Origin of the sequence: Kitasatospora sp. NBC_00315, from assembly GCF_041435095.1 — a bacterium.
GTDB lineage: Bacteria > Actinomycetota > Actinomycetes > Streptomycetales > Streptomycetaceae > Kitasatospora.
Map to the genome: position 1 here is coordinate 7,516,032 of NZ_CP108025.1, position 13,125 is coordinate 7,529,156.

The 13,125-nt window shown below is 73.6% G+C and carries 12 protein-coding genes and 1 pseudogene; 5 read left to right on the plus strand and 8 right to left on the minus strand.

Features of this window, described 5'->3' with window-relative positions; genetic code table 11:
• Positions 1-345: 345 nt before the first annotated feature.
• Complete coding sequence (locus tag OG823_RS31265; RefSeq protein WP_371483530.1) at positions 346-1,149, plus strand: SDR family oxidoreductase; 804 nt, start codon at positions 346-348, stop codon at positions 1,147-1,149.
• 135 nt (positions 1,150-1,284) lie between these two features.
• Here the strand turns inward: OG823_RS31265 and OG823_RS31270 are convergent, their stop codons facing one another.
• The gene (locus OG823_RS31270) at positions 1,285-2,070 is read right to left on the minus strand and encodes a thioesterase II family protein (RefSeq protein WP_371483531.1); all 786 of its coding nucleotides are present in this window, start codon (positions 2,068-2,070) and stop codon (positions 1,285-1,287) included.
• A gap of 337 nt (positions 2,071-2,407) precedes the next feature.
• On the opposite strand from OG823_RS31270, the gene OG823_RS31275 reads away from it, so the two are divergent.
• Entirely contained in the window at positions 2,408-5,275 is a 2,868-nt protein-coding gene (locus tag OG823_RS31275) for an AAA family ATPase (RefSeq protein ID WP_371483532.1), read from the plus strand.
• A gap of 48 nt (positions 5,276-5,323) precedes the next feature.
• Here OG823_RS31275 and OG823_RS31280 read toward each other — a convergent pair whose 3' ends face one another.
• From OG823_RS31280 to OG823_RS31295, 4 genes and pseudogenes are all read right to left on the minus strand, one after another.
• On the minus strand, positions 5,324-6,802 hold the full coding sequence (locus OG823_RS31280; protein WP_371483533.1) for a cytochrome P450: 1,479 nt from the start codon (positions 6,800-6,802) through the stop codon (positions 5,324-5,326).
• A complete protein-coding gene (locus tag OG823_RS31285; protein ID WP_371483534.1) occupies positions 6,795-7,442 on the minus strand; it encodes a hypothetical protein in 648 nt (215 codons plus the stop codon). Before OG823_RS31285 ends, OG823_RS31280 begins: the two co-directional genes overlap by 8 nt.
• 265 nt (positions 7,443-7,707) lie before the next feature.
• Positions 7,708-8,007: pseudogene (locus OG823_RS31290) on the minus strand (hypothetical protein); the annotation flags it as partial.
• Between the two features lie 46 nt (positions 8,008-8,053).
• Positions 8,054-8,224 carry a hydrophobic protein gene (locus tag OG823_RS31295; protein ID WP_371476951.1) on the minus strand — a complete coding sequence of 57 codons (171 nt, stop codon included), beginning with the start codon at positions 8,222-8,224 and terminating at the stop codon, positions 8,054-8,056.
• A gap of 133 nt (positions 8,225-8,357) precedes the next feature.
• Here OG823_RS31295 and OG823_RS31300 point away from each other — a divergent pair, with 133 nt between their 5' ends.
• Entirely contained in the window at positions 8,358-8,531 is a 174-nt protein-coding gene (locus tag OG823_RS31300) for a CsbD family protein (protein ID WP_371483536.1), read from the plus strand.
• Between the two features lie 470 nt (positions 8,532-9,001).
• Positions 9,002-9,361 (plus strand): ATP-binding protein, encoded by a 360-nt coding sequence (locus OG823_RS31305; RefSeq protein ID WP_371483537.1) that lies wholly within the window; start codon positions 9,002-9,004, stop codon positions 9,359-9,361.
• 255 nt (positions 9,362-9,616) lie between these two features.
• Here the strand turns inward: OG823_RS31305 and OG823_RS31310 are convergent, their stop codons facing one another.
• Genes OG823_RS31310 through OG823_RS31320 form a run of 3 tightly spaced genes read right to left on the minus strand, consistent with a single transcriptional unit; the run spans position 9,617 to position 12,070 of the window.
• Positions 9,617-9,910 (minus strand): DUF1330 domain-containing protein, encoded by a 294-nt coding sequence (locus OG823_RS31310; RefSeq protein WP_371483538.1) that lies wholly within the window; start codon positions 9,908-9,910, stop codon positions 9,617-9,619.
• Positions 9,911-9,966: 56 nt separating this feature from the next.
• Entirely contained in the window at positions 9,967-10,554 is a 588-nt protein-coding gene (locus tag OG823_RS31315; protein WP_371484729.1) for a TetR family transcriptional regulator, read from the minus strand.
• Complete coding sequence (locus tag OG823_RS31320; protein WP_371483539.1) at positions 10,526-12,070, minus strand: MFS transporter; 1,545 nt, start codon at positions 12,068-12,070, stop codon at positions 10,526-10,528. Before OG823_RS31320 ends, OG823_RS31315 begins: the two co-directional genes overlap by 29 nt.
• A gap of 530 nt (positions 12,071-12,600) precedes the next feature.
• Between OG823_RS31320 and OG823_RS31325 the strand changes: the two genes are divergently transcribed.
• Entirely contained in the window at positions 12,601-13,065 is a 465-nt protein-coding gene (locus tag OG823_RS31325) for a phage tail protein (protein ID WP_371483541.1), read from the plus strand.
• Positions 13,066-13,125 lie beyond the last annotated feature (60 nt).

The following is a 13,125-nucleotide window of genomic DNA, read 5'->3' on the forward strand; positions in this document are numbered from 1 at the left end:
GCGGCCGAGGGGCAGGACGAAAGCCACCGAGGGAATTTCGGGCAGGGCAGAGCCCGAGAACGGGGAGAGCTTTCGAAGGAGGCCGCGCGCTGGGGTCTGAGGTTTCCCACGCTAGTGATCACGACGGGAATCCGGAAACCCCTGTCCGTCCACGATTACTCCGTCAGGGTAATCAGTCACCCCTAAGAGTTCTTCGTGTGAATATCAATCGTTCGCCCGCATCGTCGCGTGCCGTCGGGAATCTGGCACAGTATTGGGCGAGGTCGTGACCGCGGGTGGAGCCCGGCGGGTCGGGTCGACCATAGTAGAAATTGCAATCCTACTTTTTTCGGAAGGGAATTCGACATGGCGGATCTCAATGACAGGACGGCCCTGGTCACCGGTGCCTCGCGCGGCATCGGCAAGGCCGTCGCCCAGCGCCTCGCCGCCGACGGCGTCCGGGTCGCGGTGCACTACGGGACGCAGGAGAAGGCCGCGGACGAGACGGTGGCGGCGATCGAGCGGGCGGGCGGGCGGGCCTTCCCGGTCCGGGCCGACCTGTCGCGCGACGACGCCGTCGACACCCTCTTCGAGGGGCTGCGGGAGGGACTGGAGGGGCGGCCGCTGCACATCCTGGTCAACAACGCGGCCGTCGCCGCCGCCCCGACGGATCCGGCCCTGGCGGCGCGGCCCGACCACGTCCCGGGCCTGTCGGACGTGACGTCCGAGGAGTTCGACAGGCTCTACCGGATCAACGTCCGGGCACCGTTCTTCGTGACCCAGCGGGCCCTGCCCCTGTTGGCCGACGGCGGCCGCATCGTCAACGTTTCCTCGGCCGTCACCCGGATCGCCTGGCCGCTCCTGCCGTACGCCATGACCAAGGGCGCCCTGGAGATGATGGCCCCCAGGCTCGCCAACGAGCTCGGCGGCCGTGGCATCACCGTCAACACGGTGGCGCCAGGGATCACCGACACCGACATGAACCGCTGGGTGCACGAGATCCCGGGGGCCGAGGCGAGCATCTCCGGCCTCACGGCGCTGCGCCGCCTCGGCCGGCCGAACGACGTCGCCGACGTCGTCGCCTTCCTGGTCTCGCGCGACGCCCGCTGGATCACGGGGCAGCTCCTGGACGCCAGCGGCGGCATGGCCCTCGCACCCGCCATGATGTGAGGCCGCGCTGCCACCGGGCGCGCGCCGCTACGAGGGTCCGTGCCGCGGTGGGGACCGCCGTGACCGGCGGCCCCCACCGGGTCGCTCCGGGCCCGCGCCGCGGAGCGACCCGGTGTGGGCGCCCGGTCGGCGGCCTCACACCAGGTCGGCGCAGGCCGCCCGGTCCGCCCGGAGGCGGGCGGTGACGACGTCCACCACCGCGTCGTGGTTGCCGTCGAGGAAGAAGTGCCCGCCGGGGAAGGTCAGCACCTCGCACGGCGCCGTGCTGTGGCGGGCCCAGGCGCGCGCCTCGTCGGGGCTGGTCCTGGGATCGGCGTCGCCGACCAGCACCGTGATCGGGCAGTCGACGGTGGCGTCCTCGGCGGCGCGGTAGCGGCCGATCGCGCGGTAGTCGGCCCGCAGGGCGGGCAGTGCGGCGGTCAGCAGCTCCTCGTCCTGGAGGATCCGCAGGTCGGTCCCGCCGAGGGAGCGCAGCTCGGCGAGCATCGCGGCGTCGCTGGCGGCCGGGGCGGAGTCGTCGCGGAAGGCGGACGGCGCCCGGCGGCCGGAGGCGAAGAGCCGGACGCAGCGGACGCCGGCGTCCCGCTCCAGGCGCCGGGCGAGCTCGAAGGCGAGGACCGCGCCCATGCTGTGCCCGAACAGTGCGGTGGACGCGTCGACGCGGTCCCGGACAGCCGTGAAGAGCGCGTCCGCCAGGGCCTCGACGGACTCGGCGCAGGGCTCGGAGCGGCGGTCCTGGCGGCCGGGGTACTGGACGGCCAGGACCTCGGTTTCGGGGGCGAGGGACCGGGCGAGCCGCAGGTAGGTGCCGGCGGATCCGCCGGCGTGCGGGAGGCAGAGCAGCCGGGCAGGTGCCTCCGGGGCCGGCTCGAAGCACCGGAGCCAGAGGGATTCGTCCTCGTTCGGGGCGGTTGGCGCCATCGTTCTCTCCTGAATTCTGATGGTCGTACGACAGGTTTCCGCGTCATCCGAGAGTGTCTCGTCAGCCTGCGGAGACCGTTCATCCTGCCAGTCCGGCGAGCCGGTGATCCGCGCTTCGGTGGAGAGTGTTCGTGCTCCACTCGAAGGGGTGATCGGCGCTCCCCTTTTCGATGGGTCGAACGCGAACTTGACTTTTCCGTCCGCTTACCGGCATGTTCTCGCCGTCGGGAGAAGGAATGTGACGCGCCCCCGAAGCGGGCAGTACGTTGTCGGCGTGTTCGTTTTCCCGTTGGTGCGGATCCACTAAATGAGCCCGGTGGTCGGGCGAGGGGGACAGATGGCGGTGATGTCGGATGTTTCCTCGCCGACGCGTGCAGGAGCCGGCCCGGCGCTCGTCGACCGGGAGGCGCAGTTCCACACGCTGCGGGCGGCACTCGACGGCTGCGCGTCCGGACGGGTGGGGGTGCTGGTCGTCGAGGGCGGAGTGGGCTGCGGGAAGAGCGCGTTCCTCGGGGAGGCGCTCCGGGAGGCCGCCGCGTCCGGCTTCCTGGTCCTCCGGGCGCTCGGCCGCGCATCGGAAGTGCGCAGCCCCCGGGGCCTGTTGCGGCAGCTGGCGAACGATCCCGCGCTTGCGGACGGCCCGCGCTCGCGGCTGGGCGAGGCCCTCGGGCCCCCGGGGGTGCGGATGGGCGCGTCCCACGAACCGCCGGCGTCATCGGCGCGGCCCGGGCCGTCCGGGCCGTACGAGGTGACCGGAGCACCCGAGTCGACCGAGTCGTCGACGGTGCACCGGGTCGGCGCGGCCCTGCGGCAACTCACCGACGCCGCAATGGTCGTGATCGGCGTCGACGACCTGCACCACGCGGACGCGGAGTCCGTGCACTGCCTGCTGCAGGCCACCGGGGACCCTCGTACCACCCGCCTGCTGCTGGTCTGTACCGTGTTGCCGTCCGACCTGGCCGTCGATCCCGTGCTGCAGGCCGAACTACTGCGTCAACCGGCCCTCCAGCGCGTCACCTTGGACCTCCTCTCCCTCCCCGGGGTGTCCCGGCTGTGCGCGGCCCGGCTCGGGCCGACCACCACGACCCCGCCCGCAGGCGACCTCCTCGCCGTCACCGGGGGCAACCCGCTGCTGGTGCGCGCCCTGGTGGAGGAACACCTCGAAGGGAGGGCCGGTGAGCGTCCGGACGCCGTCCGGACGGTGCTCTGCCCAGCCATCGGCGGCCGGTTCTACCAGGCCGTCCACACCTGCCTGTCCCGCACGGACACCGTGATCCGGCACACCGCGGGCGCCCTCGCCGTGCTCGGCGGGGCCGGCTGCGCGGAGGCGGTCGCCCGGCTGCTCGGCGTCGGCCGCGCCACCGCGGCCCGCGGGATGCGTGCGCTGGAGCTGACCGGCCTGACGGTCCGCGACCGCTTCCGGCACCCCGTGGCGGAGGCCGCCGCCCTGGACGCCCTGGACCACGGCCACCGCGTCCACCTCCACCGACGCGCCGCCGCACTGCTGTACGAGGACGGAGCCGAGCCGGGCGAGGTCGCCCCGCACCTGCTCGCCGCCCGGCACGCGGCCGGCCCGTGGGCGGTGCCCGTCCTGCGGGACGCCGCCGAGCACCTGCTGGCCCGGGACGAGGTCCCGGCCGCGATCTCCTGCCTGGAGCTGGCCCACGGGTCCTGCGCCGGACAGAGCCAGCGCACCGAGATCAGGCTGCGGCTCGCCGTGGCCGCCCGGCGCACCGACCTGGCCGCGGCGGAGGACCACCTCGCCGCACTCGTCACCGAGCTGCGCGCCGGTGGGCTGACCCCGGCCCAGACCGAGCAGCTGGCGCAACTGCTGCTCGGATCAGGGAGGTTGGAAGAGGCGAGGGAGGCCATGGAGCGGCTCCAGGCGCCCGGCGGATCGGCCGGCCCGCGCCCCGGGGCGGGCCTGCACACCGCCGTGCTCTGGGAGCCGCTGGTGCGCCCCCGCGCCGAGCAGGACCCGGTACCGGGCGAGCTCCCCCGACCGCGGGTGCCGATCGCCGGGATCTGGGACCTCCCCGGGGACGGCACGAGCGCTTCCGCCGCCATGGCGGCGGGGCACGTCCTGCGGAGCCTCCCGCTCACCGACAGCACCCTGGTGGTCATCGCCAACGCCGTGCGGGTGCTCTGCCGCACCGGCCGGTGCGACGCCGCCGCGCTCTGGTGCGACCGCCTGCTCGGCGAGGCCACCCGCCGCGAACTTCCGGGCTGGAAGGCACAGTTCCTCGCCCTCCAGGCCGAACACTCGCTCTGCCGCGGACTGCTCGTCGACGCCGAGGAGCACGCCCGCCGGGCGCTGGCCTGCCTGCCGGGAGGCGGCCGCAGCGTCTTCGTCGGCGGACCGCTGGCCAGCCGCGTGCTGGCCGCCACCGCGATGGGGCGCTATGACGAGGCCACCCGGCAGCTGGACCGACCGGTGCCCGAGGCGCTCTTCGACAGCGTGTACGGCCCGCCCTACCTGCGCGCCCGGGGGTACTACTACCTGGCCATGAACCGGCCGCTGGCCGCCGTCGGCGACTTTCTCAACGCCGGCCGGCTACTGCGGCGTTGGCGGCTCGACCGGCCGACGCTGCAGCCTTGGCGCTCCGACGCCGCGGAGGCGTTCCTGCGCCTCGGCGAGCCGAGGAAGGCCGAGCAACTGCTCCGCGAGCAGCTCGCCCGGACCTCCGAGGGCGACCCGTACGTGCGCGGTGTCTCGCTGCGGCTGCGCGCGCGGATCGCCGGCCCGGAGGAACGCCTGGGCCTGCTGACCGACGCCGTGAACGACCTGAGGAACAGCGGCGACCGGCTCGCCCTGGCCCTGGCCCTCGCCGACCTCGGCACGCACTACCAGGAGCGCGGCGAGCCGGCCCGGGCGAGCGCCGAGATCCGCCGCGCCTGGCGCCTGGCCAACGACTGCGGGGCGCGGGCGCTGTGCGACAGCATCCTGCCGGGAGGTCCCGGCCGCCAGCCGCTCCGGGAGGGCGCGGGACGGGCCGAGACCACGCTCAGCGGCTCCGAGCTGCGGGTCGCCGAACTCGCCGCGACCGGGCACACCAACCGCGAGATCTCCGCCAGGCTCTGCATCACCGTCAGTACCGTCGAGCAGCACCTCACCCACGCCTACCGGAAGTTGAAGATCACCCGTCGGCAGGAGCTGCCGGCCGGGCTCCGGGCGGAGGCCGCCAGCCCGGGCCGAACGGGCTGAACGGGCTGAACGGCCTGAACGGGCTGGTGGACACCGTGCCCGCGCACCTCATCGGGCGCTCACGCGCATCGGGTACCCCAGCGCCTGCCGCGGCCGCAGGGGCGCTGGCCGCACCCGTGAGGGACGGGCGGGCGCGAGCCGCCAGGCTCCGGCGATGGCGGCGAGCGCCAGGGTGCCTTCGACCGTACCGAAGGCGTCGCCGATGCACTTGCGCCCGCCGCCGCCGAAGGAGAGGAACCCGCCGCGGGGGAGCCGCGGGTCGGCCCAGCGGTCGGGGTCGAAGACGGTCGGCCGCGGATAGAGGTCGGCCCGCTGGTGGACGGCGTAGCCGTTGAAGGCGACGAGGGTGCCGGCGGGCAGGGCGCGCCCGGCGAGTTCGGTGTCCTCGGTGGTGACCCGGGTGAGCAGCCAGTCAGAGGGGAACAGCCGCAGCGCCTCCTGGAACACCCGGCTGGTCAGCTCCAGTCGGGGCAGGTCGTCCCAGGTAGGGGCCCGGCCGCCGTGCACCCGGTCGACCTCGGCATGGAGCCGGCGCTCGATGTCGGGGTGACGGTGGAGCAGGCGGAAGGCCCAGTTCAGAGTGGAGGCGACGGTCTCGACGCCGGCGATGGCCATCCCGACGAGCTCGACGAAGACTTCCTCGTCCGTGAGTCGTTCGCCGTCGCGCTCCGCCAGCAGGATCGACAGCAGGTCGCCCCGGTCGACGCCCTCCCGCCGGTACCGGCCGATCGCCTCCAGCACCGCCGTCCGCAGCTCCGCCGTCCGCCGGGCGAAGCGGCGCCTGGTGGGCGTGGGCACCGACTTCAGGACCGCGGGCGTGAGCAGCTCCGCGGTCAGCCCACTCGTGATCATCTGCGCGAACGGGACGGCGGCGGCCACGGCGTCCGCGCAGTGCTCCGCGGTGAAGATCGTGTGGGCCAGGGTGCGGGCGCTGACCGTGAGGAGCTGGCCGTGCAGGTCCACGGTCTCGCCGTGGCGCCAGCCCGCCGTCACGGCCAGCGTCTGCGCGGTCATCACCTCGGCGTAGCCGGGCAGCCGGTCGGCGCGGAAGGCCGGCTGGACCATCCGCCGCTGGCGCCGGTGCCGAGCGTGCGGGCAGGAGGCCAGCCCGTCACCCACCAGGTCGCGCAGCTTGTTGAACATCGGCCCGCCCTTGTCGAAGACCCGGTCGGAGGTCAGGACGCGGTGGGCGAGTTCGGGATGGCAGATCACGTGGAACGGCTTCGGCCCCACCCTGACCTCCACCAGGTCGCCGTGGGACGGCAGCGAGGCGAGGAAGGGCAGCGGCCGCCTCAGCAGCACATGACCGTGCCCCAGCAGCGGCAGCCGTCCGGGCGCCATGCCCGCCACGAAGCCCGCGTCGGGATTGCGTACCGGCTCGCCGGAGCCGTCCGGTCCGCCCGGCTCGCCCGTTCCGTCCGGCTCGGGCCGCCCCGCCGGACAGACCGGGCCGGTCCCGGCCGCCCGGCCGATCCCGGTCATCGCGCTCCTTCCTCCGTCCTCGTCCTCGCGGGTCGCCTCACGCATCGGGGAGGTGCCTCCGCAGCCACGGCGTGTCCTCGTACAACCGCAGGGCCACCGTCTCTGCTTCGTCCGCCCGCCGGCACCGGTCCGCGTCGTCGACGCCGTCCGCAGGCCCGTTCGTGACCGCCGACCCGTCACCGACCGCCGCCCGGGCGGCCCGAGCCGCGACGCCCGCCGCCTCGGCGATCACGGCGGCCTCGGCGGCGGCCTGCCGGGTGTGCGCGGCTGCGGCGGCCAGCGCGTCCGCCAGGTCGGTGCCGGCCGCGGCCCCGGCGGCGGCGACCGTGGCGGCCTCGGTGACCCGGGCCGCCCGGGCTCCGGCCACGGCGGCGGCCTCGGCGGCCTCGGCCGACTCGGCGGCCGCCCGGCGCGCGTCCCCGGCAGCGCCGTTCCGGTCGGCGGACAGTGCCGCCGACTCGGCCTCCTCGGCAGCCGTCCTCGTGCGCACCGTGGCTTCCGCCATCGCCGCCCCGAGCTGTTCGGCGCCGGCCGCGCCCTCCGTACCCGCCGCGGCCGCCACCGCCTTCTCGGTCTCGGCGGCGGCCGCCGCCATGGCGGACGCCAGCGCCCGCGCCCGTCGGGCCGCGCTCTGCGCTCGCTGCGCCGGCCCTGTCCTCGTGATGTCCTGACCGACGTCGGTCACGGCGATCTCGCCTCCGTGGATGGAATGGTCCCGCCGCCGGTGTCGGGTCGCGGCACTTCCACGCGACCCTCGGCGGCACGCCACTCATTGGACCGGCCGCGGACCCCGCTGTACAGGCGACACGACCCCAGACTCCGGCCGTACCCCTATTCCGCGCCCCCTGGACGGTCCGGGCCCGTGCCGTCCCAGGGCGTTCGCGCCGTCTGGCAGGCCCGTCCGGGACTGTCCGGAAGCGGAGGGAAGGCCGCAGGAAGCGACTGCTGGCGTTGAGGCGTTCCATGAGGGCGGCCGTCTGTTGACGGACGGTACGCAGAGAGACGCACAGCCGTTCGGCCACCGTTTCGTCGGTCAGTCCGGTGGCAAGGTGTTTCAGCAGTTGCTTCTGGGTCGCGTCCAGTCCGGTCCCGGTGTCGCGCCCGGCATCGGTGCCGAGCGGAACGGCTGTCTCCCACGCCTGCTCGAACACGGCGACCAGGTGGCGCTGACGGCTGGTCCTCGGGTACGCCCCGGCAGGAGGACGAATCCGCTCGGCGCTCCGGTCCGGCACATGGGTCGGGCCGGGCACACGCTGTTGCGTGTGCCCGGCCCGGGGTTCGGTGTGGTGTGGGTTTCTACCAGCGGTACCAGCGGTGGCGGCGGCCGGAGGAGTGGGTGCCGCGGGCGAGGAAGCCGACCACCCAGACCACCAGGACGATGACGGCGACCCACCAGAGGATCTTCAGTGCGAAGCCCGCTCCGAAGAGGAGCAGCGCCAGCAGTAGAACGAGAAGAAGCGGAACCATCGTGACCTCCACAGTCAGTGTCGGGGAACCGACTGCCCTGGCCAGGACGGGATAGTCATAGGAATCTTTCCGGCGTGAGGGGGCAGGCGACCGGTTGTCAGGGAAACGACGTACCGATGGTGAGGAGATCGCGATGAGCGCGGGCGACAAGATCGAGAACACCGGTGACAAGGTCAAGGGCGCGGTCAAGGAAGGCGCCGGCAAGGTGACCGGAAACGAGCGCCTGAAGGCCGAGGGCAAGGCCGACCAGGCCAAGGGCGACGTGAAGCAGGCCGGCGAGCACGTCAAGGACGCCTTCAAGCGCTGAGCGCGCCGTGACCTGTGGGCCCCGACCGTCCCGGTCGGGGCCCACAGCGTTTCCCATGCCTCCCTCGCGGCCGACCGGCCATGGCGCGCGATGCCTCCGGATCAGGCGGGCGGGTGTCGGCGCCCCCTGCCGACGCGATCGGGTGCCCGCCGCCGCAGGTGTCGTAGGGAGGCATCGTGCGCTCCCCCGGTCCCGGGGGTGACCGCCCGGTGCGCGCCGGTGCGGCAGTCACAGCGGTGCGGTCGCCGGGGCCTTCGACCCCTTCGCGTCACCGGGCATTCTCCGGCGAACGGTCGTGGTGGCGAAGCTGGAGCGTGTGCGGTGGAGACGGCGGATGGGGGTAGGCGTGGTGCAACGGTTGACGGTGGAGGCATGGCATGGGTGACGCGTCGGTGCGGGCGATGGGGTGGGCGCGGTCGTTTCCCGTGTCGGGCGGTGTGCGGGAGGGACGTCGGTGGACGCGGCGACATGTGGAGTCGTTGGAGTGGACGGCCGCGGCGCCGCAGGTGGTGGACGCGATCCTGCTGACCGTCTCCGAACTGCTGACCAACGCGCACGTGCACGCGCACAGCAGCGGCGAGCTGGTGCTGGTGTGGGACGGGCGCTGCCTCCACGTGTCGGTGCACGACTCCGGCGCCGGGTTGCCGCAGCCGCGGCTGCCGGACGGGGAGAGACCGAACGGCCGGGGGATGGTGATCGTCGACGCCCTGGCGGACGAGTGGGGTGTCCGGCTCCAGGGCGAGGGAAAGACGGTCAGCGCCTGCTTCCACCCGCCCGGCCAGAGCGACCCCCACGCGCCCAGCAGCCCGGGCCTGTGCAAACCCCTGTGACGTCCGCTCCGCCTACGGACGGCAGCGAGGTGCGGGCACGGACAGACCGCCCGCAGCGCTCTCGTACCGCCCGCCGCCGAGTGGCCGGGCCCTGCGGGGACGGGCTGCAGGGTCAGCGCGAACGCGGGTGCTGCGCCGGCGACGAGACCGTCACCGCGGCCGAGGGCGCCGCCGGCCGGGCCGTCGCCGTCGTCGGCGAGCTCAGCGACCCGGCCGTCGTGGACCAGGTCGTCGCCACCGCCATCGACACCTCGGTCAGTCGAGGCCCTCGACGATCCGGAAGTCGCGCTCGACGCCGTCGGAGAGGGCGGCCAGCGCCTCCTGGTAGGCCTCGCTCTCCCGTGCGGCGACGGCCTGCTCGAAGCTGTCGAACTCGATCAGGACGGTGAATTCGGCGATTCCGGCGTCGTGTGCGACGACCCGGCCGCCGCGTGAGAGGAGCCGTCCGCCCGCGGCCCGGACGGCCGGACCGGCCAGCTTGGTGTAGGCAGCCATCCTCTCGGGGTCGGAGATGGTGCGGTAGACGCTGACCCAGTAGCCCTTGGCCATGGGAACCTCCAGGATGTCGAAGTTCTTTGCCGGCGTTCGCCGTTGACAGGATGGGCCTATACGGCCGGAAGGGCAGGGGAATCGCCGCAGAGCAGAGGTTGCAGTAGTGGGACGTACAGGTCGGCGACTTCGCCCGGGTCCAGCCGGGTGAGCCGGTCGGCCTGGACGGTTGCGTAGAGCGCCCCGAGGCCGAGCAGCACGCCGACGGCCATTTCTGCTCGCAGCGGGGCGGCCGGCCCCGGGAGCCGGGCGGCAAGGGCGTCGATGACCTGGGTGCGGAAGTTGGCTCGCGCCTGGCTGCCGAGCTCCAGGTGGTGGCGGGAGAAGGCGATGCGCAGGATCGGGTCGCGGGTCTGGCCGCGCTGGGTGGCCAGCAGGTGCAGGACCATGTGCCGGGCGAGGCCGTCCACAGGGGCGTCGAAGAGGGCGGTGGCGTCGGCGTCGAAGGTGAAGACCTGGGTGAACAGGTGCTCCTTGGAGCCGTAGTACTTCATCACCAGTGCCGGGCTGACGCCCGCGTCGGCGGCGATGGCGGCGATGGTGGTGTCGGCGTAGGCGTGGCGGGCGAAGGCCCGCCGGGCGGCGGCGAGGATGTCCGCGCGGCGCGCGTCGGCGTCACGCGGTCGTGCCGGCCGCTCCGGCACCGGGTCGGGAGTCGGCACCTGCGTCGTCGGCGGGGTCGGCGGGGTCGGCGGGTCCCCGGGCGTCGCTCGCGGGCCGGCGCTGCGGGGGGAGACGGAGCTCGGATCGGGCATCTTGTTCGGTCTCCCGGGGCTGGAGGGGGATCGGCGCGGGTCGCGGCGGACGCGGGATGAGGCAGGCGGCCGTGCAGGCCAGCAGCGCGACCGCGCCGGCCGCGGCGAAGGCCGTGCGGTACCCGGCCAGGGTCGGCGCCGCGACGGCCGCGCCCGCCGTCCCGGTGAACAGGCGGGTGTGCTGGGCCAGCACCGTGGCGACCACCGCGCTGCACAGGGCCTGCCCGATGGTGCGCATCAGGACGTTGAGGCCGTTCGCCGCGGCGGTCTGCTCCAGCGGCACCGCCCGCATGATCAGCATGGGCAGGGCGGAGTAGGCGAGCGCCGTCCCGACCGAGACCACGGCCGCGCCCGCGATGACCGCCCACAGCTGCCGGCTGTCGGCGAAGCGCAGACCGTAGCCGGCCGCGATCACAGCCGCGCCCAGGACGAGGGTGGCCTTGGCCCCGCGGGCGGCGGAGAGGCGGGCGGACAACGGAGCACACAGCACCATGATCACACCGCTGGGCAGCAGGCAGGCGCCCGCCGCCACCACCGAGAGCCCCAGGCCGTACCCGGTGGCCCGGGGCGCCTGGACCAGTTGCGCGGTGACCAGGGAGTTGGCGTAGAAGGCGAACCCGGCCAGCAGTGCGGCCAGGTGCGGCAGCAGCACCGCCGGACGCGTCGCCAGCCGCACGTCCACCAGCGGCCGCGTCGCACGGCGCTGGTGGAGGGTCCAGCCGGTCAGGATCAGCAGCGCCGCCCCCGACAGGCCCAGCGTCCGCGAACTGCCCCAGCCCCACTCGCCTGCCCTGGACAGTGCCAGCAGCAGGAGCACCAGCCCCGCACTCAGTCCGAACGCCCCCGGCAGGTCGAAACGCCCGGCCGACCGGACCGGCTCCTCCCGCAGCAGCCGCCACGCCAGGACGAGCACTCCCGTCGCGAGCACGGTCATGGCCCAGAACATCGCGTGCCAGTCCGCGTACTGCACCAGCAGCGCGGCCAGCGGCAGACCGAGGGCCGCGCCGATGCCCACCGTCGAACTCATCAGTGCCACCGCGGACCCCGTCCGCTGCGGCGGCAGCACACCCCGCAGGAAACTGATCGCCAGCGGCACCACCGCCGCACCCACCCCCTGCAGCGCTCGCCCCGCCAGCAGCCACGGGAGGGTGGAGGCGAACGCGCACACCAGCGATCCGGCGGCGAGCGCCCCCAGCGCCAGCAGCAGCATCCGCCGTTTGCCGTACATGTCCCCGGCCCGCCCCAGCAGCGGGGTGGCAACCGCGCCGGTCAGCAGCGTGATCGTGACCACCCACCCGACATCGACCGGCGCCGCGCCGGTCAGCCGAGGCAACTGCGGCAACAGCGGCACCACCGCGGTCTGCACCAGCGTGGTGACGATGCCGCCGGCCGCCAGCACGGCCATGACGGCACGATCGGCGGACGGAGCCGTCGACGGACGCGAATCAGGCGGCACAGCGAAGCCCCCTCCAAGGTGAATGGCGTTCACCAAGATAGGTGAACGCCATTCACCTCGCAAGGGGGAGGTCGGCCCGGACCGACAAGGGCGATCCCGTCCGATCGGAATGATCGGACGGGCTTCCTGGGGCGGGGGCTGGTTCAAGGGGACGACTACCTTGCCGACGCGGGCTGGGTCGGTGAGGCGGGCGCGGGTCCGTCGTACCTCGAACTCGACCTCGACCCTGGGTCCGGCGGTCCGGCGGGCCGGAGAACGACTTCACCAACCGGAACACGACCTTCGTCCCGAGCACCGTTGAGCGCGTCACCTGGGAGGGCGGCGCCTGTTCGGCGGAGGGCCCGGGGCGGGTACTCGCCGTCTCCGTCTGCGCGGTGACGCTTCTGCGCGTGCTTCCCCCTGGCACGATCCCCGGGTTTCGCGCGCGGCGCGCGGCCGAAGGCCAGTCGTCCACGGACGCCGATGAGAGAGTACCTGCCATGACTTACACCGTTGATTTCGTCACCGTCTCGACCGTCGGTCTGGAGTCGTCGCCCGTGGCGGATGCGCTCGCCGGTCTGCGGGCGAACGAGGCCCGCTATTTCAAGAACAAGTACGACCACGTCTTCACGGTGGAGCCGGCGAGCGATGCCAAGGCCGCCGTCGAGTGGGTGCACCGGATCCTCGCGGAAGAGCGTGACATCGTCATCTCGTCCCGGCCGCTGGAGGCCACGGCCTTCCAGGTCGAGAACATCCGGATGGCGTACGTCTTCTACGAGAGCGGACTGTCGATCAACGTGATGTACACCGTCGACGACGCCAAGAAGCGGGCGGTCGGGTTCAAGCTCTCCGAAGGGATGGAGGTCCCGGAGGAGCTCGCCTCCCGGTTCAAGTTCGCACGACAGAAGTCGAAGCTCGCCGGCACCATCCGCGGCTCGTTCTTCGTCGTCAAGAACGAGTACTGACCACCACACCCTCGCACCCGGCGCCCGGGGCCGCCCGCAGCTTCATGCAGAGGGCTTTAC